The organism is Pseudomonas salmasensis (assembly GCF_014268375.2).
GTDB classification, from domain to species: Bacteria; Pseudomonadota; Gammaproteobacteria; order Pseudomonadales; family Pseudomonadaceae; genus Aquipseudomonas; species Aquipseudomonas salmasensis.
Window position 1 is genome coordinate 4175640 of record NZ_CP077083.1, and the last position, 22362, is coordinate 4198001.

A 22362-nucleotide genomic window follows, 5' to 3' on the forward strand; every position below is an offset into this window, starting at 1 on the left:
CTTGCCTTCCTGGCAGGCACCAATGTGCCTCCCCTGCGGCAAGATCCATAAGTGTCATTCACTCCTTGTCTGACCGTTTTTGAGCGGCAGGCTACAACCCGTAAGGAGCATTCATGCGTCATTACGAAATCATCTTTTTGGTCCACCCGGATCAAAGCGAGCAAGTCGGCGGCATGGTTGAGCGTTACACCAAGCTGATCGAAGAAGACGGCGGCAAAATCCACCGTCTGGAAGATTGGGGCCGTCGTCAACTGGCCTACGCAATCAACAATGTTCACAAGGCTCACTACGTGATGCTGAACGTTGAGTGCACTGGCAAGGCCCTGGCCGAGCTGGAAGACAACTTCCGCTACAACGATGCAGTGATCCGTAACCTGGTCATCCGTCGCGAAGAAGCCGTTACCGGCCAATCCGAGATGCTCAAGGCTGAAGAAAACCGCAGTGAGCGCCGTGAGCGTCGCGACCGTCCTGAAGAAGGCGCTGATGATAGCGTTGAAGACAGCGACAACAGCGATAACGCTGACGAGTAATCCACGGACCTTATTAAGGAGCCTATCAAATGGCACGTTTCTTCCGTCGTCGTAAATTCTGCCGTTTCACCGCTGAAGACGTGAAAGAGATCGATTACAAAGATCTCAACACTCTGAAAGCCTACGTATCCGAGACCGGCAAAATCGTTCCAAGCCGTATCACCGGTACCAAAGCACGTTATCAGCGTCAGCTGGCCACCGCTATCAAGCGCGCCCGCTTCCTGGCCCTGCTGGCCTACACCGACAGCCACGGCCGCTGAGACCGGGCAGTCGACAAGTAGTAAGGGATTGAATGCATGCGCGCCTTAGCTGAGTTCATCATGCGCGGTCGCGTGCAGGCCACTCTGGTAGTGGCTGGATGTGCGGCATTGCCGTTGCTTTATTGGTTGGGTGCTGCCGCAGGTTGCCTTGTGCTGCTGCGGCGCGGTTTGAAGGACGCCCTTGGCGTTCTTGCCCTGGGTTTGTTGCCGGCCTTGATCTGGTGGCTGCAAATGGGTGATCCACGGGTACTTCTGGTACTGCTGGGGTCATCGAGCCTTGCGTTGGTTTTACGCGCAAGTGAGTCCTGGGTCCGTACGCTGCTGGTCAGCGTGGCATTGGGGTTGGTGTACTCAGTGATGCTTGGCGCGGCTTTCCGCCCGCAAATCGAGGCGCTGGCGCAGGAGATCGTCAAGATCCTGCCGTTGGCCCTCGGGGATCTCTACCAGCAGTTGTCGGTAGATGAGCGAGCGCGGTTTGCGTCACTGATTGCTCCGGTCCTGACCGGCCTGATTGCGGCTTTGTTGCAGGTCGTCAGCGTGCTGAGCCTGATTCTTGGGCGTTATTGGCAGGCGTTGTTGTACAACCCGGGTGGTTTTGGTCGCGAGTTTCGCAGTATCAGAATCCCAGCGGGGCCGGCGATGTTGCTGCTGGCGTGTATGGTTGTCGGGCCGAACTTCGGCCCACAGATGGCCTTGCTGGCGCCGATTTGCAGCGTACCGCTGGTGTTTGCCGGGCTGGCCCTGATTCATGGGCTTGCTGCGCAAAAGCGACTGGCCAGGTTCTGGCTGGTGGGGTTGTACGTCACGCTGGTGCTGTTCATGCAGCTGATCTATCCGTTACTCGTGGTCTTGGCCATTGTTGACAGCCTGATTGATTTTCGCGGTCGTCTGGCGTCGAAAGACGCCGATAACGCGAACGGTGAAGGTTAAAAGTTAGAGGATTTTCACATGCAACTGATCCTTCTGGAAAAAGTCGCCAACCTGGGCAACCTGGGCGACAAAGTGAACGTTAAGGCCGGCTACGGTCGTAACTACCTGCTGCCATACGGCAAAGCCACCGCTGCAACCGCTGCCAACCTGGCTGCGTTTGAAGAGCGTCGTGCTGAGCTGGAAAAAGCCGCAGCAGACAAAAAAGCGTCGGCCGAAACTCGCGCTGCCCAACTGGCTGAGCTGGAAGTGACTATCACTGCCACCGCTGGTGACGAAGGCAAGCTGTTCGGTTCGATCGGCACCCACGACATCGCTGATGCACTGACCGCCTCCGGCGTTGAAGTGCAGAAGAGCGAAGTTCGTCTGCCGAACGGCACCATCCGCAACGTAGGCGAATTCGACGTAGCCGTGCACCTGCACGCCGAAGTTGAAGCCACCGTACGCGTTGTCGTGGTAGCAGCTTAAGTCGCACCTAACTGACTGGCACCTCGCGTGCCAGCCGGTTAACATCGGGCACGATCCTGTTTACAGGTCGTGCCTTTTGTTTTTCTACACACCCCAAATTCCAAGTGGCCATGAACGAAATCTCCGCTCCTGAGCAATACGATCTGCAAACCGCTGCCCTTAAGGTGCCGCCGCATTCCATCGAGGCCGAACAGGCCGTGCTCGGTGGCTTGATGCTGGACAACAACGCCTGGGAACGCGTGCTGGATCAAGTCTCGGACGGTGATTTCTATCGCCATGACCACCGCCTGATCTTCCGCGCCATCGCCAAGCTGGCCGACCAGAACTCGCCGATCGACGTGGTCACCCTGGCCGAGCAGTTGGACAAGGAAGGCCAGACCTCCCAAGTGGGTGGCCTGGGCTACCTCGGTGAGCTGGCAAAAAACACGCCGTCCGTCGCCAACATCAAGGCCTATGCCCAGATCGTCCGCGAGCGCGCCACGTTGCGCCAGTTGATCGGCATCAGCACCGAAATCGCCGACAGCGCCTTCAACCCCGAAGGCCGCACTGCCGCCGAGATCCTTGACGAAGCCGAGCGCCAGATCTTCCAGATCGCCGAGGCCCGCCCGAAAACTGGCGGCCCGGTCAGCGTCAATGACCTGCTGACCAAAGCCATCGACCGCATCGACACCTTGTTCAACACCGATGCCGCGATTACCGGTATTTCCACCGGTTACACCGACCTTGACGAAAAGACCAGCGGCCTGCAGCCGTCCGACTTGATCATCGTCGCCGGCCGTCCGTCCATGGGTAAGACCACCTTCGCGATGAACCTGGTGGAAAACGCCGTGTTGCGCAGCGACAAGGCGGTGCTGGTGTACTCCCTCGAGATGCCAGGCGAATCGCTGATCATGCGTATGCTTTCGTCCCTGGGCCGTATCGACCAGACCAAGGTGCGTTCCGGTCAGTTGGAAGACGACGACTGGCCGCGCCTGACCTCGGCGGTCAACCTGCTCAACGACCGTAAGCTGTTCATCGATGACACCGCGGGTATCAGCCCGTCCGAAATGCGCGCACGTACCCGCCGCCTGGTGCGTGAGCATGGCGACATCGCCCTGATCATGATCGACTACCTGCAGTTGATGCAGATCCCCGGCTCCAGCGGCGACAACCGTACCAACGAGATTTCTGAAATCTCCCGTTCCCTGAAAGCCCTGGCCAAGGAATTCAACTGCCCGGTGGTGGCGTTGTCCCAGCTCAACCGTTCCCTGGAACAACGTCCCAACAAGCGCCCGGTGAACTCCGACTTGCGGGAATCCGGAGCGATCGAGCAGGACGCCGACGTGATCATGTTCGTGTACCGCGACGAGGTGTACCACCCCGAGACGGAACACAAAGGCATTGCCGAAATCATCATCGGCAAGCAGCGGAACGGCCCGATCGGGTTTATCCGGTTGGCGTTCATCGGCAAGTACACGCGTTTCGAAAACCTGGCGCCGGGTAGCTACAACTTCGACGACGACGAGTAGTTTCAAGCACCTGTAAGGGCCTCATCGCAGGCAAGCCAGCTCCCACCTTTGGAATGCATTCCCCTGTGGGAGCTGGCTTGCCTGCGATGAGGCCACCACAATTCCGACTACTGCCGTCGGAATTGGTCAAATTTTGTGCTATATTCCGCGCCCGCGATTTTTCATCTTCACACCGGTCACCGTCATGCAAACAGCCAAGCCGTTATTTGACTATCCCAAGTACTGGGCCGAATGTTTCGGTCCTGCGCCATTCCTGCCGATGAGCAGGGAGGAGATGGATCAGCTTGGCTGGGATTCGTGCGACATCATCATCGTCACCGGTGATGCCTATGTTGACCACCCCTCGTTCGGTATGGCGATCATCGGCCGGCTGCTGGAGTCCCAGGGCTTTCGCGTCGGGATCATCGCGCAACCGAACTGGCAGTCCAAAGACGACTTCATGAAGCTCGGCGAGCCGAACCTGTTCTTCGGCGTCGCGGCCGGCAACATGGACTCGATGATCAACCGCTACACCGCCGACAAGAAAATCCGCTCCGACGACGCCTACACCCCCGGCGGCATGGCCGGCAAACGCCCGGACCGTGCGAGCCTGGTGTACAGCCAGCGTTGCAAGGAAGCCTACAAGAACGTGCCGATCGTACTCGGCGGTATCGAAGCTTCCCTGCGTCGTATTGCTCACTACGACTACTGGCAGGACCGTGTGCGCAACTCGATCCTGATCGACGCCACCGCCGATATCCTGCTGTACGGTAACGCCGAGCGGGCCATCGTCGAGGTTGCCCAGCGCCTGTCGTGGGGCCACAAGATCGAAGACATCACCGATGTGCGCGGTACCGCGTTCATCCGCCGTGATACGCCAGCCGGCTGGTACGAAGTGGACTCCACGCGTATCGACCGTCCGGGCAAGATCGACAAGATCATCAACCCGTACGTCAACACCCAGGACACCCAGGCCTGCGCCATTGAGCAAGAAAAAGGCCCGGTGGATGACCCGGAAGAAGCCAAGGTTGTGCAGATCCTGGCCAGCCCGCGCATGACCCGTGACAAAACCGTGATCCGCCTGCCGTCGGTGGAGAAAGTCCGCGGCGACGCGGTGCTCTATGCCCACGCCAACCGCGTGTTGCACCTGGAAACCAACCCAGGCAACGCCCGCGCCCTGGTGCAGAAGCACGGTGAAGTGGACGTGTGGTTCAACCCGCCGCCCATTCCCATGACTACCGAAGAAATGGACTACGTGTTCGGCATGCCCTACGCCCGCGTACCGCACCCGGCGTATGGCAAGGAGAAGATCCCGGCCTACGACATGATCCGTTTCTCGGTGAACATCATGCGTGGCTGCTTCGGCGGCTGCACCTTCTGCTCGATCACCGAGCACGAAGGCCGCATCATCCAGAACCGTTCCGAAGAGTCGATCATTCGCGAAATCGAAGAGATCCGTGACAAAGTGCCGGGCTTCACCGGCGTGATCTCCGACCTCGGTGGCCCGACCGCCAACATGTACCGCATCGCCTGCAAGAGCCCGGAGATCGAATCCGCGTGCCGCAAGCCATCGTGCGTGTTCCCGGGCATTTGCCCGAACCTGAACACCGACCATTCGTCGTTGATCCAGCTGTACCGCAGCGCCCGTGCGTTGCCGGGTGTGAAGAAGATCCTGATCGCTTCCGGCCTGCGCTACGACCTGGCCGTCGAGTCGCCGGAATACGTCAAAGAGCTGGTCACTCACCACGTCGGTGGCTACCTCAAGATCGCCCCGGAACACACCGAGGAAGGTCCGCTCAACCAGATGATGAAGCCGGGCATTGGCAGCTATGACAAGTTCAAGCGCATGTTCGAGAAGTACACCAAGGAAGCGGGCAAGGAGCAGTACCTGATCCCGTACTTCATCGCCGCCCACCCGGGCACCACCGATGAAGACATGATGAACCTGGCCCTGTGGCTCAAGGGCAATGGCTTTCGCGCCGACCAGGTGCAGGCGTTCTACCCGTCGCCGATGGCCACCGCCACCGCGATGTACCACTCGGGCAAGAACCCGCTGCGCAAGGTCACCTACAAGAGCGACGCGGTGACCATCGTCAAGAGCGAGGAGCAGCGCCGCCTGCACAAGGCGTTCCTGCGTTACCACGACCCGAAGGGCTGGCCGATGCTGCGTGAAGCATTGACCCGCATGGGCCGTGCCGACCTGATCGGGTCGGGCAAGGACCAGTTGATCCCGCTGCACCAGCCGTCCACCGACAGCTACCAAAGTGCCCGGCGCAAGAACTCGACGCCGGCGGGCAGCCATAAGGTCGCTAAGGAAACCACCACCAAGATCCTCACCCAGCACACCGGCCTGCCACCCCGTGGCAGCGACGGCAGCAACCCGTGGGACAAACGCGAGCAAGCCAAGGCTGCGGCCCAGGCGCGCAACAAGCAGGCGGCCAAGGAGCGCAGTGATGCGGCCAAGGGCAAGGGCGGCAAGCCTACGCGCAAGCCGGTTGTGCCGCGTTGATCGACGCCTGAAATGCAAAACGCCAGCCTCGTGCTGGCGTTTTGCTTTCTGGTCGGTGCTGAGTCTGTTTGGTAAGGTGGCGCCCATTAGATTGCTATCGCAGGCAAGCCAGCTCCCACAGGGGAATGCATTTCAAGTGTGGGAGCTGGCTTGCCTGCGATGAGGCTGGTCTGGGCACTCTCAATTTCAAGGAAGAACACTTATGGGCAACCCCTTGCTCAATATCGGCATGGACTCCAACCGCTCCCAATTCATGGCGCGCCAGCGCATTGAAAGCCAGATCAACCTGCCACGGCTGTTCGCCGTCATCGACGCCGACCCCAGCATCGTCGGTGCTGGCGTGGTGTACATCGACGCCGACTTCAACGTAATCACCCTGCGCGAATTCAAGCCCATCTGCAGCATCAAGCCCAAGCGCATCATTTTGCGCGAGGCACAGAAGTACATCTCGCCGGCGCAGTTTGTCGAGCAGGTGAAGACCGACCCCCGTGAAGGGCGCCTCCAGAAGGAGGCTTTTGACATGGGCCTTTCCTGCGGCGCGGCAGTCATTGGCTGGATCGTGGTGTTCAGTGGCAGCGTCGCCGTACCCTTCACCGCCGGTGCCAGTGCTTTTGTGGTGGGTATTGGTGTCACGGCCGCGCTGGCCAGCAGCGCTCAATGCGGGTTTGGCGTGGCCCGTACCTATAACGAGATCCTTGACCCGGAGGCCAACGACCGCATGGATGACGCCCAGTGGTATGGCGCGGTGTCACCGATTCTCGATGCCGCGTCGTTGGTGGGTATCGGAACGGGCGCCTTCACCACATTAAGGCTGCTCAAGGCCAAAAAGGCCGCTGCGTTGGGCAAGAGCTGGTACGAGTTGCTCAAGGGCTTGAATCGCCAGGAGCGCAAGAAATTGACCCAGGAATTGCTCAGCCTCAAAGACCCGAGCCTGACTCCGAAGTTGCTTAAGTTGCAGCAGCGCGCCGGCACGTTGCCCAAGCGCTACAGCTCCACGGAAATCCGTCATGCCACGCTCACCCAGCTCAAGGACGCTTTGGGCGGCATGTTGGGTATTTGGGGCAGCTATCGAACCGGCCACGTCGGCTCGGCGTCGACGCTTGCCATTGGCCTGTATGAGGAACTGACGGAATGAAGGGTTTTCCCGATAGGCGCAGTTTCCTTGCGCGTTATTTTCCGGTGTTCATGGGCACCATCTTCATGGCGATCTTTTCCGGCTCAGTGGCGGTCTCCACGGCGGGCGTAACCTATTTGCGCGGGGTTGAACCGGTGCTCAAGGCCAACTACTCCGGCGCTGCAATCCTGGTGCTGGTGGCGGTGCTGGTGTTTGGCAATGTGATGATTGCACGCGGGTATCCTTGGGCAACCCGGCTGGTGGCGGGCTACCTGGTGTGTTGCCTGCTGTTCGTGTTGCCGATGATTCAATACGGCCTCAACACCCTGGTGTACGGCTCGGCGGTGTTGTTTCCGCTGCTGGGTTTGTTGCTGCTCAACAGCAAGCGCCATCGTGAAATGCGCCAGCGATTACTCGAAATACGTCACCTGCGTCGGGCGGCGATTGCGCAACGCAAGGCCCGTTGATTGGGTAGATTCATTGGCGGTAGGTGGCCTGTTTGTTAGGGTGGCGCCCATCAGATTGCTATCGCAGGCAAGCCAGCACTCACAGGGGAATGCATTTCAAGTGTGGGAGCTGGCTTGCCTGCGATGAGGTCGGTCTGGGCACTTTCAATTTCACGGAAGAACACTTATGGGCAGCTCCTTGTTCAACATCGGCATGGATTCCAACCGCTCTCAATTTATGGCGCGCCAGCGCATCGAGAGCCGGATCAACCTGCCACGGTTGTTTGCGGCCATCGATGCAGACCCCGGCGTTGTCGGTGCAGGAGTTGTGTATATCGATGCCGATTTCAACGTTGTCACTCTGCGCGAATTCAAGCCCATCTGCAGCATCAAGCCAAAGCGTGTCATCCTGCGCGAGGCGCAGAAATACATCGCGCCGACACAATTCGCTGATCACGTAGTAAACAATCCCCGGGAATCCAGGCTGATCGGCGAGGCCGTAAATACCGGAATCTCTTGCCTGGGCGCCGTCATCAGTTGGGCTGCGATTGCCAGCGGCACTATTCTGGTTCCTTTCAGTGCCGGCGCGAGCTCGGTCATTGTGGTGGTGGGGTACGCGGCCGCAGGCGCGAGTTCGCTCCAGTGCTTCAATGGCATTGCCCGAACGACCCTTGAGGTGGCCAAGCCTGAGGTAAACGATTGGCTCGACAGTGAAGGTTGGTACCAGAATGCATCCATTGTGCTGGACGCGGCATCGTTGGCCGGTGTGGGCGCTTCAGCCCTGACGACGGTCAAGCTGGTCAAGGTCGCCAAGGCATCGACGGGCAAAAGCCTGCGGGAAGTGCTACGCGGCTTGAACCGTCAGGAGAGGGCCAAGCTGACCAAGGAACTACTGAGTATCAATGATCCCAGCTTGACCTCGAAGATGCTCAAGCTCAGGCAGGCATCGGGTGAGCTCTCCAAGCGTTTCACCCCGACGCAACTCAAGCAAAGCACCAGTACTCAGATCAAAGATATCCTGGGCGCGACCGTCGGGTTCGCAGGCAGCGCCTACTCTGGGAACGTCAATACCATTGCGATAGGGTTGTACGAGGAAATAAACGAATGAGTGAGTTGATGACGCTGCGCGACTTCTTCAGGCATCACTTTTTGACGTTTCTGGGCGGCGTATTTGCTGCCTACTTTTCACTAGCGCTTGCAGTGGCGCTGGCTTTCGTCACCTATTTTCGTGATGCGCCCCTTGCTCAAGTCGGGCTCAAGATCCTGCTCGCAGGTGCATTGCTTATTGTGTTGACGGTCCATAGCAACTTTATGATCCTGCGGGGCAAACCTTCGTGGGCATGGGTGATGGTCGCCATCTACGCTGCCTGTCTTTTGTTTGTGCTCCCAATGATTCAGTACAACCCACACAGGGTTCTCTATAGCCTGTCGCTGATTTTCCCGCTGTTCGGCCTGCTGGTGCTCAACAGCAGTGGGCAGCGAGAGATGCGGGCAAAACTTGTGCAAATTCGCCAACTGCGTCAAGCCCTGAATACCAGGCGTACTACGCCTTAACTGGGTAGATTCACCACCTGTCCTCAGCCCGGCGCTACAAATGTGTGCAGCGCCTGCACCATAGCCACAACGTTGGCGCCGTTTTGGTGCTGTACTGCACCGGGCCCGACGTTTTAGTGCAATGACTGCTGCTGTGGCATAAGTCTTGCGCGCGTTGTGCTCATGCCCTGGCTCGCAGGAGGCCGCCGTGTCGATTCATGTCGCGTTGCACCACGTTACGCATTACCGCTACGACCGTGCTGTCGAACTCGGCCCGCAGATCGTGCGGCTACGCCCGGCGGCCCATAGCCGTACGCGGATACTGTCCTACGCGCTGAAGGTGCTGCCCGAGCAGCATTTCATCAACTGGCAGCAAGACCCCCAGGGCAATTACCTGGCGCGCCTGGTGTTCCCGGAAAAGACTGACGAGTTGCGCATCGAAGTCGACCTGGTCGCCGAGATGGCGGTGTTCAATCCGTTCGATTTTTTCCTCGAGCCCTACGCCGAAAAAATCCCGTTCATCTACGCCGCCGATGAGCAGCGCGAGCTGGCGCCGTACCTGGAAACCCTGCCGCTGACGCCAAGGTTGGCTGCGTACCTGGCCGGCATCGACCGTACGCCGTTGCCTGCTGTGGATTTTCTCGTGGGCCTCAACCAGCGCCTGGCCGCCGATATCGGTTACCTGATTCGCATGGAACCGGGCGTGCAAACCCCGGAATTCACCCTGGAAAATGCATCCGGCTCCTGCCGCGACTCGGCCTGGTTGCTGGTGCAATTGCTGCGCAACCTCGGGTTGGCGGCGCGATTTGTCTCTGGCTACCTGATTCAGCTCACCGCCGACGTCAAAGCCCTCGACGGCCCGTCCGGTACCGAGGTGGACTTCACCGACCTGCACGCCTGGTGCGAAGTGTATTTGCCCGGCGCTGGCTGGATTGGCCTGGATGCCACGTCCGGGTTGTTTGCCGGTGAAGGGCATATCCCTTTGGCCTGCAGTCCCGATCCATCGTCTGCTGCGCCGATCAGTGGGTTGGTGGAGCCGTGCGAGTGCGAATTCACCCACGAGATGTCGGTGGAGCGCATCTGGGAAGCGCCACGGGTGACCAAACCCTACAGCGAAGAGCAATGGCTGGCGATCCAGGCCCTGGGCCGGCAGATTGATAGCGACCTGCTCAAGGACGACGTACGCCTGACCATGGGCGGCGAGCCCACCTTCGTGTCTATCGACGACCCCGACGGCGCCGAGTGGAACACCGCAGCCCTGGGCCCGGACAAGCGACGCCTGTCGGCCGAGCTGTTCCAGCGCCTGCGCCAGCACTATGCGCCCAAGGGCCTGGTGCATTTCGGCCAAGGCAAGTGGTACCCCGGCGAGCAATTGCCGCGTTGGTCGCTCAACTGCTATTGGCGCCGCGATGGCGTGCCGATCTGGCACAACAGCGCGCTGATCGCCGATGAGCAACAGGACTATGGCGCCGATGGGGTGATGGCCGGGCGTTTCCTGGCCAGCGTCGCCGAGCGCCTCAAACTACCGGCGCGCTTTGTGTTCCCGGCGTTCGAAGACAATTTCTACTACCTGTGGCGCGAAGGGGCGCTGCCCCAGAACGTCACCGCCCAGGACCCGCGCCTGAGCGACGACCTGGAGCGTGAGCGCCTGCGCAAAGTGTTCAGCCAGGGCTTGGATAAAGTCATCGGCCAGGTGCTGCCGCTGGCACGTACTGCGGCCAATGACCGCTGGCAGAGTGGGCGTTGGTACCTGCGCGACAACCATTGCCGGTTGGTGCCGGGGGATTCGCCACTGGGCTATCGCCTGCCTCTCGCTTCGCAGCCGTGGGTGACGGCGGCGCAGTATCCGTTTGTGCACCCGACCGACCCTAACCAGGATCAGCCGGAGCTGCCGACCAGCGCCCAGTTGCAAAACCATGGCGAGCCCGCGCGCAGTGATGAGCGTGTGCCCAAGGTGGACGAGTCCGCCGACTGGTTGACCCGTACCGCGCTGTGTGCCGAAGCACGCGAAGGGCGCCTTTACCTGTTTATGCCGCCGCTGGAGCGCGTCGAGGATTACCTGGAACTGGTGACCGCTATCGAGGCCACCGCCCAAGAGCTGCATTGCCCAGTACTGCTCGAAGGCTACGAGCCGCCAGCGGATACGCGCCTGAGCAATTTCCGGGTCACGCCAGACCCCGGTGTCATCGAGGTCAACGTACAGCCGTCCGCCACTTGGGACGAGTTGGTGGAACGCACCGAATTCCTCTACGAAGAGGCCCGGCAAACCCGCCTGACCACCGAGAAGTTCATGATCGACGGACGCCACACCGGTACCGGTGGCGGTAACCACTTCGTGCTGGGCGGCGCGACGCCCAAGGATTCGCCGTTCCTGCGCCGACCGGACCTGCTGCGCAGCCTGATCAGCTACTGGCATAACCACCCGTCGTTGTCCTATTTGTTCTCCGGCCTGTTTATCGGCCCCACCTCCCAGGCGCCCAGGGTAGATGAGGCGCGCAACGATGCGCTGTATGAACTGGAGATCGCCTTTGCGCAGATGCCGGAGCCGGGCGAGGAGTGCCCGCCGTGGCTGGTGGATCGCCTGTTGCGCAACCTGCTGATCGACGTGACGGGCAATACCCATCGCGCCGAATTCTGTATCGACAAACTCTACTCACCCGACGGCGCCACGGGCCGCCTGGGCCTGCTGGAACTGCGCGCCTTTGAAATGCCGCCCCATGCGCGCATGAGCCTGACCCAGCAGTTGTTGCTGCGGGCGCTGGTCGCGCGGTTCTGGCGCGAGCCCTATGCGCCGCCGAAGCTGGCGCGCTGGGGCACTGAACTGCATGACCGTTTCCTGTTGCCGCACTTTATCGAGCAGGACTTTGCCGACGTGATCGTCGAACTGAACGCGGCCGGCTACCCATTGCGGGCCGAATGGTTCGCGGCGCATCTGGAGTTTCGTTTCCCCAAGGTGGGCGACTACGCCGTCAGCGGTATCGAACTGGAACTGCGCCAGGCCTTGGAGCCTTGGCACGTGCTGGGCGAGGAGGGCGCGGTGGGTGGCACGGTGCGTTATGTGGATTCGTCCCTGGAGCGCCTGCAAGTGAAGTTGAGCGGGTTGCCGCCGCAACGCTACCTGCTGACCTGCAATGGCGTACCGGTGCCGCTGCAACCGACCGGCCGGGTCGGCGAGTTCGTGGCGGGCGTGCGTTACCGCGCCTGGCAACCGGCCAACTGCCTGCAACCGACCATCGCCGTGCATGCGCCGCTGGTATTTGACCTGCTCGACACCTGGATGCAGCGTTCGTTGGGTGGCTGCCAATACCATGTGGCGCACCCGGGCGGGCGCAATTACGACAGCCTGCCGGTGAATGCCAATGAGGCGGAGAGCCGGCGCATGGCGCGGTTTTTCCGCTTGGGGCATAGCCCGGGCAAGCTGCCAGTGCCGACTGTAACGGTAAACGATGAGTTGCCAATGACGCTGGATTTGCGGCGTTTCACAAAAAATAAGGAATGAACATGATCCAAGTGTGGGAGCTGGCTTGCCTGCGATAGCGGTGTTTCAGTCGATAGTTCTGGTGACTGACACACCGCTATCGCAGGCAAGCCAGCTCCCACATTGGATCGTAGTGAATTTGAGTTAACCTGACTTCCCTTGCCTCTGCCGAGCGTTCCATGTCCGACTTGCTCGACCGTTACCCGCTCACCGCGGGCACCTATCACGAACTGCTGGACGCCAGCGGCGCGGTGCGTGCCCATTGGCGGCGCTTGTTCGATCACCTGCAACGCAGCACGCCTGCACAACTGGCCCAGCGCCAGGCGTTGTTGACGCGCCAGATCCAGGAAAACGGCGTGACCTACAACGTCTACGCCGACCCCAAGGGCGCCGACCGCCCCTGGGAGCTGGACCTGTTGCCCCATGTGCTGGCGGCCGAGGAGTGGCAGCAACTGTCGGCCGGCATCGCCCAGCGTGCGCGCCTGCTCAATGCGGTACTGGCCGACCTGTATGGCCCGCAGCGCCTGATCAAGGAAGGCTTGCTGCCGGCCGAACTGGTATTCGGACATAACAATTTTCTGTGGCCGTGCCAGGGTATCCAGCCGCCCGACGGTGCGTTCCTGCATCTGTACGCGGTCGACCTGGCGCGCACCCCGGATGGCCGCTGGTGGGTCACCGCCGACCGCACCCAAGCCCCGTCGGGCGCCGGCTACGCCCTGGAAAACCGTACCATCGTGTCCCGCGCCTTCCCGGACCTGTACCGGGATATGCAAGTGCAGCACCTCACCGGGTTCTTTCGCACGTTGCAGGAAACCCTGGCGCGCCAGGCCCCTGGCGATGACCAGCCGCCACTGATCGTGTTGCTCACGCCGGGGCGTTTCAACGAGAGCTATTTCGAACACCTGTACCTGGCGCGCCAGCTCGGCTACCCCTTGGTCGAGGGCGGCGACCTCACCGTGCGCGACAGCACTGTGTTCCTGAAAACCCTCAGCGGCCTGCGCCGGGTGCACGCGATCATGCGCCGCCTCGACGACGATTTCTGCGATCCACTGGAGCTGCGCACCGACTCGGCGCTGGGCGTGCCGGGCCTGCTCGATGCCGTGCGCCAAGGCAATGTGCTGGTGGCCAATGCCTTGGGCAGCGGTGTGCTGGAGTCGCCGGGGTTGCTGGGCTTTTTGCCCAAGATCAACGAATTTTTATTCGGTGAAGCCTTGATCCTGCCGTCGATTGCCACCTGGTGGTGCGGCGAAGCGCCGGTGCTTGCCGAAGCTTTGGAAAAACTCCCGGAGCTGCTGATCAAGCCGGCATTTCCCTCACAAAGTTTCGCCCCGGTGTTTGGTCGCGACCTTGATGACGAACAGCGCCAGGCCCTGGCCGAACGCATGCGTGCGCGGCCCTATGCCTATGTCGCCCAAGAGCTGGCGCAGTTGTCTCAGGCGCCGGTCTGGCACACCGTGGATGACCATCTGCAACACCGCGCCATCGGCATGCGTGTCTACGCCGTGGCCAGTGATGACGGTTATCGGGTGCTGCCCGGCGGCCTGACCCGCGTGGCGGCCGACGCCGATGCCGAGGTGGTGTCGATGCAGCGCGGTGGGGCGAGCAAGGACACCTGGGTGCTCGGCGAACGCGCGCCGGGTGGCGAGCAGTGGCGCGCCCAACGCACCATTGGCGCCTATGACCTGGTGCGCCGCGATCCCTATCTGCCCTCGCGCGTGGTGGAAAACCTGTTCTGGTTCGGCCGTTACTGCGAGCGCTGCGATGACAGTGCGCGCTGGCTGCGCGTGGTGCTGGCGCGGTATGTCGATGGCGATGATCCGCTGGCGCTGCAGGCCGCCGTCGAACTGGGCGAAAGCCTGCGCCTGTTGCCGGAAGAGGGCGAGCTGCCTGAGCGTCTGCTCGCGGCGTTGCTGGGTGATGACTGGCCTTCAAGCCTGCGCGCCAATTTGCAGCGCTTGCAGTGGGCGGCGTCCCAGGTGCGCGGCAAGTTGTCCCGGGAAAACTGGCAGGCCCTGGTGGAGCTGCAACGTGAAGCCATGGAGCTGGAAAGCGACGCCGCGGACTTTGGCGAGCTGCTCGACTTTCTCAACCGCCTGGTGATGTCCCTGGCGGCGCTGTCCGGGTTTGCCCTGGACGACATGACCCGTGATGAAGGCTGGCGCTTTTTGATGATGGGCCGGCGTATCGAGCGTCTGCAGTTTCTGAGCAGCAGCCTTGCAGCGTTCCTGCGCGGTGTGGCGGTGTTCGATCAGGCCGGGCTGGAATGGTTGCTGGAGCTGGGCAACAGCAGCATCACCTACCGTTCGCGCTACCTGGCGGTGCCGCAGTTGATCCCGGTGCTCGACCTGCTGCTGCTCGACGAGCAGAACCCCCATGCGGTGCTGTTCCAGCTCAAGTTGGTGAGCCGCACCCTGCGCCGTCTCAATGATGATTTTGGCGTGCCCCGTGAAACCGGGCTGGCGCCGTTGGTCGAGCGCCTGGCGCATTTTGACCTGGGTTGCCTAGAGAACGGCCTGTTTGGCGAAACCAGCGTGCGTGCCGCCCTGGACGGCCTGGCCGACTTGCTGCAAGCGGTGGCCGATGAAAGTGGGCAAGTGTCGGATCGCCTGGCGCTGCGCCATTTTGCCCACGTGGATGATGTCAGCCAGCAAACGGTGTCGGTGTAATGAGCGCGCGCTATCAGATTTTCCACGATACCCATTACCACTACGACAGCCCGGTGTCCCTGGCCCAGCAACTGGCGCACCTGTGGCCACGGCCGTGCGCCTGGCAGAAGTGCACCTGGCAGCAGTTGGATATTAGCCCGGAACCCACCTCGCGCCGCGATGAGCTGGACGTGTTCGGCAACCCGATCACCCGCCTGGCGTTCGAACGGCCCCATGATGAATTGCTGGTGAACGCCGGGCTCACCGTGGAAGTGCTGGCGCGGCCTGTTCTGGATTTCCAGCGCTCGCCGCCCTGGGACCACACCCGCGACAGCCTGACTTACAGCAGCCAGGCGTTGAGCGCCGACCTGATCGAAGCCTGCCGCTATCGCTTCGAGTCGCCCTATGTCCATCTGAAGAAAACCTTCGTCGAGTTCTCAGAAAGCTGCTTCCCGCCCGGCGAGCCTTTACTGCTGGGCACGCAGGCATTGATGGAGAAGATCTTCAGCGAATTTACCTTCGATGCCGAAGCCACCCAGGTCGCCACGCCGCTGGTGGAAGTGCTGGAGCGCCGTCGCGGCGTGTGCCAGGACTTCGCTCACCTGATGCTTGCCTGCCTGCGTTCGCGGGGCTTGGCGGCGCGCTATATCAGCGGCTACCTGCTCACCCAGCCACCGCCCGGCCAGCCACGGCTGATTGGCGCGGATGCGTCCCATGCGTGGGTTTCGGTGTTTTGCCCGGTATCAGGCTGGGTGGATTTTGACCCGACCAACAATGTGCAGCCGGCGCTGGAGCACATCACCCTGGCCTGGGGCCGGGACTTTTCCGATGTGTCGCCGTTGCGTGGGGTGATTCTGGGGGGAGGCAGCCACGACCCGGAGGTGCGGGTGACGGTGATGCCGCTGGAATAAAAAACGATGATTCCCACGCTCCGCGTGGGAATGCCTGCTGTGACGCTCTGCGTCACCCTTGCGCCGGCTTCAAGCCTGGTGCGGGACGCGGAGCGTCCGGGGATGCATTCCCACGCGGAGCGTGGGAACGATCATTCTGCGGGGTCTTTCGGGGTTTCGATCTCGTCAGTTGCCGCTTCACCTTCAGCATCCGGGTTCAGTGCGCCGGCTTCTTCGTCTGCAGCGGCTTTCTTGCGTTGCAGCTTTTCCTCTTTCTTCTGTTCCTTGGCCAAGTCTCTCTGACGTTTGGCGAAGGAGTAATTAGGTTTGGCCATGGGCGATCCTCTAGGGTCGAAGGTGAGGGTGGGCGGCGCGCAGCTGCCTTGGGTCGTCATGGTAGCAGCTTCAGGGTGCCCTTTGCTTTCACTTACCGCAGGCGTAGGCAGCCAGAAGGCCGTTGAACAGGTGATTAAGGTGCATGGTATGAACTCCCGTGAGTAATGGGCCGATCATAGGCAGGGTGCGGCAGTTTGGCTGGTTGATTGTGTTGATGAAGCTGATAGCCTAAAGTTGTATACAATCTGTTGATTCAGATCATAAGAACTCAAGCCTGATTGAGGCACCCTTACCGCAATCCGCGTTTTTAAAACCCTGCCTTGGAGATTCACATGTTTGCCAAACTCGTTGCTGTTTCCCTGCTGACTCTGGCGAGCGGCCAGTTGCTTGCTGCAGAGTGCAAGGTCACTGTCGACTCCACTGACCAGATGTCTTTCAACACCAAAGAAATCACCATCGACAAGAGCTGCAAAAAGTTCACCGTTGAGCTGACTCACTCGGGCAGCTTGCCAAAGAACGTGATGGGGCATAACTGGGTGCTGAGCACCAAGGCCGACATGGCCGGCATTGCCACCGACGGCATGGCGGCTGGCATTGACAAGAACTACCTGAAAGAAGGCGACACCCGCGTCATCGCCCACACCAAGATCATTGGCGCTGGTGAGAAAGATTCGGTGACCTTCGACGTGTCCAAGCTGGCAGCGGGTACTGATTACGCGTTCTTCTGCTCGTTCCCTGGCCATAACTCCATGATGAAAGGTGCTGTGGTTCTTAAGTAAGACCGCGTTATCGTTCTTCGCGAGCAAGCCCGCTCCCACACTTGACCGAGTTCCAGCATGAGAATGCGGTCGAATGTGGGAGCGGGCTTGCTCGCGAAGGCGATCTGCAAATCAAAGCAAAACGATCAGGCTCACCTCAAGGCGCAAACGGCATCACCCGCTTGTGCTCAGTCTTGCGATAGGTCTCGCAGATAATCCTGAACGCCTCCTCACGCACCGGCTCACCCTGCAGGAACGCATCGATCTCGGCATAGGTCACGCCATGTGACGCTTCGTCCGGCTTGCCCGGCGACAGGTCTTCCAGGTCGGCGGTCGGCACCTTCTCCACCAGCGATTCCGGCGCGCCAAAGTGGCGGGCAATGGCACGCACCTGATGCTTCACCAGCCCGCTCAACGGCGCCAGGTCGCAGGCCCCGTCACCGAACTTGGTGAAAAAGCCCATCACCGCTTCCGCCGCATGATCAGTGCCGATCACCAGGCCTCCGGCCGCGCCGGCGATGGTGTACTGGGCCACCATGCGCATGCGCGCCTTGGTGTTGCCCAGCACAAAGTCACGGGACGCTGCGGCCTTGCCTTCAAAGGCAGCCACTTCATTGGCCAGGGCTTTTACTGCCGGGCCGATGTTCACGGTGTGGCGTTCGTCCGGCTCGATAAAGTCCACGCAAGCCTGGGCGTCGTGTTCGTCGAACTGGGTTTCGTAGGGCAGGCGCACGGCGATAAAACGATAAGCCTCATCGCCGGTGCTGGCGCGCAGCTCCTGCATCGCACGTTGGGCCAACAGGCCTGCGGTCAGGGAATCGACACCGCCACTGATGCCGAGCACCAGGGTCTTGAGCCCGGAATTGCGCAGGCAGTCTTGGATAAAGGCCACGCGCCGGGCAACCTCGGCTTCCAGTGCAGCCTGGTCTTTGAACGGGGCTTGCACCTTGAGCTGTTGCGCAATCTCACGCTGTACGGCTTGCATGATTCACTCCTTGCTGGATAGGGCAGGTACTTTGAAAACGTGACGCAAATAGGCGACAAAATTCGGATCGGTGCAATGGGTCTTGCCCGCTTCATCGGAGATCTTCGCGACGGGCTGGCCATTGCAGGCGGTCATTTTAAGCACGATGCTCATCGGTTCCACCCCTGGAATATCACAGGTCAGGTTGGTGCCGATGCCAAAGCTCACGTTAATGCGACCACGCAGTGCCCGGAATATCTCCAATGACTTGGGCAAAGTCAGACTGTCGGAGAACACCAGGGTCTTGCTCATCGGTTCGATGCCCAGCTTGTGGTAGTGAGCGATGGCTTTTTCTGCCCACTGGATCGGGTCACCGGAGTCATGGCGCAGGCCGTCGAACAGCTTGGCGAAGTACAAGTCGAAGTCGCCGAGGAACGCGTCGGTGGTGATGCAGTCGGTGAGGGCGATACCCAACAGGCCCCGGTACTCGCGCACCCAGCAATCAAGGGCGGCGATCTGGCTGTCGATCAGGCGTGGGCCGAGTTGCTGGTGGGCCATGATCCATTCATGGGCCATGGTGCCCAGCGGCTTCATATCGAATTCACGGGCCAGGTGCACGTTGCTGGTGCCGACAAAACGGCCAGGGAAATCGTGCTTGAGCACGCTCACCACTTCTTCTTGCACCCGGTAGGAAAAGCGCCGGCGCGTGCCGAAGTCCGCCACTTGCAGCTCCGACAGCTCGTCGCTGCTGGCATTGGCGGTCAACCAGTCGAATTTGCGATACAGCTGTTCGCGGGCCTGCTCGAGGATCACGGTCTGGTAGCGGTAGCGGTTACGCACCTCACTGACGATGGCCAGCATTGGCACTTCAAACAGGATCACATGCAGCCACGGCCCGCGCAGGCGGATAAACAACTCGCCGTTCTCGATGCCGGTTTGCACATACCGCAGGTTGAAGCGAAACAGCCCGAGGAAGCGTAAAAAGTCCGGCTTCATAAAGCTGATGCGTTCCAGGAACCCCAGTTGGTCGGGGCTCAGGCTCAGCTCGGCGAGGCGCTCGATCTGGTAGCGGATCTCCGCCAGGTAAGGGCGCAGGTCTTCACTGTTACGGCAACGAAACTCCCATTCAACTTCCACGTTCGGGTAGTTGTGCAGCACCGCCTGCATCATGGTCAGCTTGTAGAAGTCGGTGTCGAGCAGGTTCTGCACGATGCGATCGGCAAACACACTCTCGCTCATAACGGGAATCTCCAGACGGGTCGGCGATGGAGGCCGGCCTTTACGCACAATTGAGGAAGGGGGTTAGTGGCGCATAGACTTGTGGGGTTTTGCCAGTGATTTTTTCAGTAAGGCCACTGGCGCCATCGCAGGCAAGCCAGCTCCCACATTTGGAGTGCATTCCAAACGGTGGGAGCTGGCTTGCCTGCGATGGCGATTCTCCAGGCGCTAAAGCACCTGCTCCATCATCCACTTCACAAATTCACGCACCTTGGGCACCTCCGCCGAATGCTCAGGATACGCCAGGTAGTAAGCATCCTGGCTCGGCATCCCATGCTGCCAGGGGATCACCAACTTGCCCTCGGCCAATTCCTCCTCCACCAGAAAACGCGGCAACAACGCCACGCCACACCCCACCTGCGCCGCACGGATGCACATATAGAACGTGTCGAACCGCGGCCCATGGTAACTGTGCTCGGTATGAAAGCCTTGGCTGGCGAACCAGTCATGCCAGCCCTGGGGTCGTGAAGCGTTTTGCAGCAGCACCAGGTCGCTCAGTTGCGTGGGGTCGGTGAAGGGCTCGGCGGGGAGGCTGTCGGGCGAACACACCGGTACCAGCTCTTCACTGAACAGTTTCAGGCTCTCGGTACCGGGACGTGCGCCCTGGCCGAAGTAAAACGCCATGTCGGCCTTGCCTTGCAGCAACTCGTCCGGGGCCTGTTCGTTACACAGGTCCAGGTGGATCTGCGGGTGGCGCAAGCGCCAACCCTTGAGGCGCGGCACCAGCCAGCGTGCGCCGAAGGTGTAGGGCGTGGACACACGCAGCACTTCGGTTTCGCCGCCGTAGGAGCGCAGGTAGTGGGTAGACATCTCCACCTGGGTGAGGATCTTGCGCACTTCCACCAGGTACAGGTCGCCCGCCGGGGTCATCTGCAAGCGGCGGCGCACGCGGCGAAACAGCAGGTGTTGCAACAGTTCTTCCAACTGCGCCACCTGTTTGCTCACCGCGCTTTGGGTGAGGTTCAGTTCCTCGGCGGCGCGGGTGAAGCTCAGGTGGCGGGTGGCCGCTTCGAAACACTGCAGGGCGGTGATCGAGGGCAAATGTCTTTTGTTCAGCACGGCATGCCTCTTTTTATTCTTTGCATGAATAAAGGGAATGATATCTCGCCTAATCGTCGTTTGTTGGCAAGTCTTGGGCCAGCTACAAATAGGCTCAGGATCGCCGTGCATGCAGCGGCGCGATTTTTCTACGCAGATTTGAAGGAGTGACCCATGGTTGCCGCATTGCTTGATCGTCTCGGGGTAAACCCGGCGCTGTACCAGGCCGGGAAACAACCCGTGCATTCACCGATTGATGGCAGCCGTATCTGCAGTGTCCATTGGGAAGGGGCCGCCGAGGTGGAGCAGCAGGTCAGTCGCGCCGAGCATGCATTCGAAGCCTGGCGCAAAGTGCCGGCGCCGCGACGTGGCGAGCTGGTGCGCCAGTTCGGCGACGTATTGCGCGAGTACAAGGCCGACCTGGGCGAACTCGTTTCCTGGGAAGCCGGCAAGATCACCCAGGAAGGTTTGGGTGAAGTGCAGGAAATGATCGACATCTGCGACTTCGCCGTCGGCCTGTCGCGCCAGCTGTACGGCTTGACCATCGCCTCCGAGCGCCCCGGCCACCATATGCGTGAAACCTGGCACCCGCTGGGCGTGGTCGGCGTAATCAGCGCCTTCAACTTCCCCGTGGCCGTGTGGGCGTGGAACACTGCGTTGGCCTTGGTGTGCGGCAACGCGGTGATCTGGAAACCGTCGGAAAAGACCCCGCTCACCGCACTGGCCTGCCAGGCCCTGTTCGAGCGCGTGTTGAAAAAATTCGACGGTGCCCCCGAGTACCTCAGCCAAGTGATCATCGGCGGCCGCGACGCCGGCGCTGCGCTGGTGGATGACCCGCGCGTCGCCCTGATCAGCGCCACCGGCAGCACGCGCATGGGCCGCGAAGTGGCGCCCAAAGTCGCCGCGCGTTTTGCCCGCAGCATTCTTGAGCTGGGCGGCAACAACGCGATGATCCTCGGCCCAAGTGCCGACCTGGACATGGCCGTACGCGCCATCCTGTTCAGCGCAGTGGGCACCGCCGGCCAACGTTGCACCACCCTGCGCCGGCTGATCGCCCATGAGTCGGTCAAAGAAGAGATCGTCACCCGCCTCAAGGCCGCCTATTCCAAGGTGCGCATCGGCCACCCGCTGGAAGGCAACCTGATCGGCCCGCTGATCGACAAGCACAGCTTCGACAACATGCAGGACGCCCTTGAGCAAGCCTTGAGCGAAGGCGGCAAGGTGTTCGGCGGCAAGCGCCAACTGCAAGACAAATTCCCCAACGCCTATTACGTATCGCCGGCCATCGTGGAAATGCCCGAGCAAAGCGACGTGGTGTGCAGCGAAACCTTCGCGCCGATTCTTTACGTGGTCGGCTACACCGACTTCGCTGAGGCCCTGCGCCTGAACAACGCCGTGCCGCAAGGCTTGTCGTCCTGCATCTTCACCACCGACGTGCGTGAAGCCGAGCAGTTCATGTCGGCGGTAGGCAGCGACTGTGGCATCGCCAACGTCAACATCGGCCCAAGCGGTGCAGAGATCGGTGGCGCGTTCGGAGGTGAAAAAGAGACCGGCGGCGGGCGTGAATCGGGCTCGGATGCGTGGCGCGGGTATATGCGCCGGCAGACCAATACCGTGAACTACTCGTTGGAACTGCCGCTGGCACAAGGCATCACCTTCGACTAAACCACTGTCGAAACGCGGTTGAAAATGTGGGAGCGG

Annotated in this window: 19 protein-coding genes; 15 read left to right on the forward strand and 4 right to left on the reverse strand. The window is 60.9% G+C overall.

Annotation, left to right across the window (positions count from 1 at the left end; genetic code table 11):
- Positions 1-113: 113 nt before the first annotated feature.
- The 13 genes from rpsF (at position 114) to HU731_RS18740 (ending at position 16308) form a co-directional block, all read left to right on the forward strand.
- Complete coding sequence (rpsF, locus tag HU731_RS18680; protein WP_034134759.1) at positions 114-530, forward strand: 30S ribosomal protein S6; 417 nt, start codon at positions 114-116, stop codon at positions 528-530.
- A 29-nt stretch (positions 531-559) separates the two neighbouring features.
- Positions 560-790 (forward strand): 30S ribosomal protein S18, encoded by a 231-nt coding sequence (rpsR, locus tag HU731_RS18685; protein WP_002551829.1) that lies wholly within the window; start codon positions 560-562, stop codon positions 788-790.
- 36 nt (positions 791-826) lie between these two features.
- A complete protein-coding gene (locus HU731_RS18690; RefSeq protein WP_003188077.1) occupies positions 827-1720 on the forward strand; it encodes a YybS family protein in 894 nt (297 codons plus the stop codon).
- An 18-nt stretch (positions 1721-1738) separates the two neighbouring features.
- The gene (gene rplI, locus HU731_RS18695; protein WP_003171376.1) at positions 1739-2185 is read left to right on the forward strand and encodes a 50S ribosomal protein L9; all 447 of its coding nucleotides are present in this window, start codon (positions 1739-1741) and stop codon (positions 2183-2185) included.
- A 110-nt stretch (positions 2186-2295) separates the two neighbouring features.
- The gene (gene dnaB / locus HU731_RS18700) at positions 2296-3693 is read left to right on the forward strand and encodes a replicative DNA helicase (protein ID WP_003188079.1); all 1398 of its coding nucleotides are present in this window, start codon (positions 2296-2298) and stop codon (positions 3691-3693) included.
- A 184-nt stretch (positions 3694-3877) separates the two neighbouring features.
- Entirely contained in the window at positions 3878-6181 is a 2304-nt protein-coding gene (locus HU731_RS18705; RefSeq protein ID WP_003188080.1) for a YgiQ family radical SAM protein, read from the forward strand.
- 202 nt (positions 6182-6383) lie between these two features.
- The gene (gene ssp4 / locus HU731_RS18710; protein WP_044271006.1) at positions 6384-7316 is read left to right on the forward strand and encodes an Ssp4 family T6SS effector; all 933 of its coding nucleotides are present in this window, start codon (positions 6384-6386) and stop codon (positions 7314-7316) included.
- Positions 7313-7762: a hypothetical protein gene (locus tag HU731_RS18715; RefSeq protein ID WP_186608270.1), complete on the forward strand. Its 450-nt coding sequence runs from the start codon at positions 7313-7315 to the stop codon at positions 7760-7762. Before ssp4 (HU731_RS18710) ends, HU731_RS18715 begins: the two co-directional genes overlap by 4 nt.
- A gap of 166 nt (positions 7763-7928) precedes the next feature.
- Positions 7929-8849, forward strand: a complete 921-nt coding sequence (gene ssp4 / locus HU731_RS18720; protein ID WP_186608271.1) for an Ssp4 family T6SS effector — start codon at positions 7929-7931, stop codon at positions 8847-8849.
- Entirely contained in the window at positions 8846-9295 is a 450-nt protein-coding gene (locus HU731_RS18725; protein WP_054918848.1) for a hypothetical protein, read from the forward strand. The genes ssp4 (HU731_RS18720) and HU731_RS18725 overlap by 4 nt, the downstream gene beginning before the upstream one ends.
- Positions 9296-9482: 187 nt before the next feature.
- On the forward strand, positions 9483-12773 hold the full coding sequence (locus tag HU731_RS18730) for a transglutaminase family protein (RefSeq protein ID WP_186608272.1): 3291 nt from the start codon (positions 9483-9485) through the stop codon (positions 12771-12773).
- Positions 12774-12931: 158 nt separating this feature from the next.
- Positions 12932-15418 (forward strand): circularly permuted type 2 ATP-grasp protein, encoded by a 2487-nt coding sequence (locus HU731_RS18735; protein ID WP_125969442.1) that lies wholly within the window; start codon positions 12932-12934, stop codon positions 15416-15418.
- Complete coding sequence (locus HU731_RS18740; protein WP_186608273.1) at positions 15418-16308, forward strand: transglutaminase family protein; 891 nt, start codon at positions 15418-15420, stop codon at positions 16306-16308. Before HU731_RS18735 ends, HU731_RS18740 begins: the two co-directional genes overlap by 1 nt.
- A gap of 131 nt (positions 16309-16439) precedes the next feature.
- Here HU731_RS18740 and HU731_RS18745 read toward each other — a convergent pair whose 3' ends face one another.
- Positions 16440-16622, reverse strand: a complete 183-nt coding sequence (locus HU731_RS18745; protein ID WP_186608274.1) for a hypothetical protein — start codon at positions 16620-16622, stop codon at positions 16440-16442.
- Positions 16623-16955: 333 nt separating this feature from the next.
- On the opposite strand from HU731_RS18745, the gene azu reads away from it, so the two are divergent.
- Entirely contained in the window at positions 16956-17402 is a 447-nt protein-coding gene (gene azu, locus HU731_RS18750) for an azurin (RefSeq protein WP_186608275.1), read from the forward strand.
- Positions 17403-17538: 136 nt separating this feature from the next.
- Here azu and nadE read toward each other — a convergent pair whose 3' ends face one another.
- The 3 genes from nadE to HU731_RS18765 all read right to left on the reverse strand — a co-directional run bounded on the left by nadE (position 17539) and on the right by HU731_RS18765 (position 20682).
- Positions 17539-18366 carry an NAD(+) synthase gene (gene nadE, locus HU731_RS18755; RefSeq protein WP_032893809.1) on the reverse strand — a complete coding sequence of 276 codons (828 nt, stop codon included), beginning with the start codon at positions 18364-18366 and terminating at the stop codon, positions 17539-17541.
- A 3-nt stretch (positions 18367-18369) separates the two neighbouring features.
- Entirely contained in the window at positions 18370-19584 is a 1215-nt protein-coding gene (gene pncB, locus HU731_RS18760; RefSeq protein ID WP_138763133.1) for a nicotinate phosphoribosyltransferase, read from the reverse strand.
- A gap of 207 nt (positions 19585-19791) precedes the next feature.
- Positions 19792-20682 (reverse strand): LysR family transcriptional regulator, encoded by an 891-nt coding sequence (locus HU731_RS18765; RefSeq protein ID WP_186608276.1) that lies wholly within the window; start codon positions 20680-20682, stop codon positions 19792-19794.
- A gap of 153 nt (positions 20683-20835) precedes the next feature.
- On the opposite strand from HU731_RS18765, the gene amaB reads away from it, so the two are divergent.
- Positions 20836-22326, forward strand: coding sequence for an L-piperidine-6-carboxylate dehydrogenase (gene amaB / locus HU731_RS18770; RefSeq protein ID WP_186608277.1), 1491 nt, complete (start codon positions 20836-20838; stop codon positions 22324-22326).
- Positions 22327-22362 lie beyond the last annotated feature (36 nt).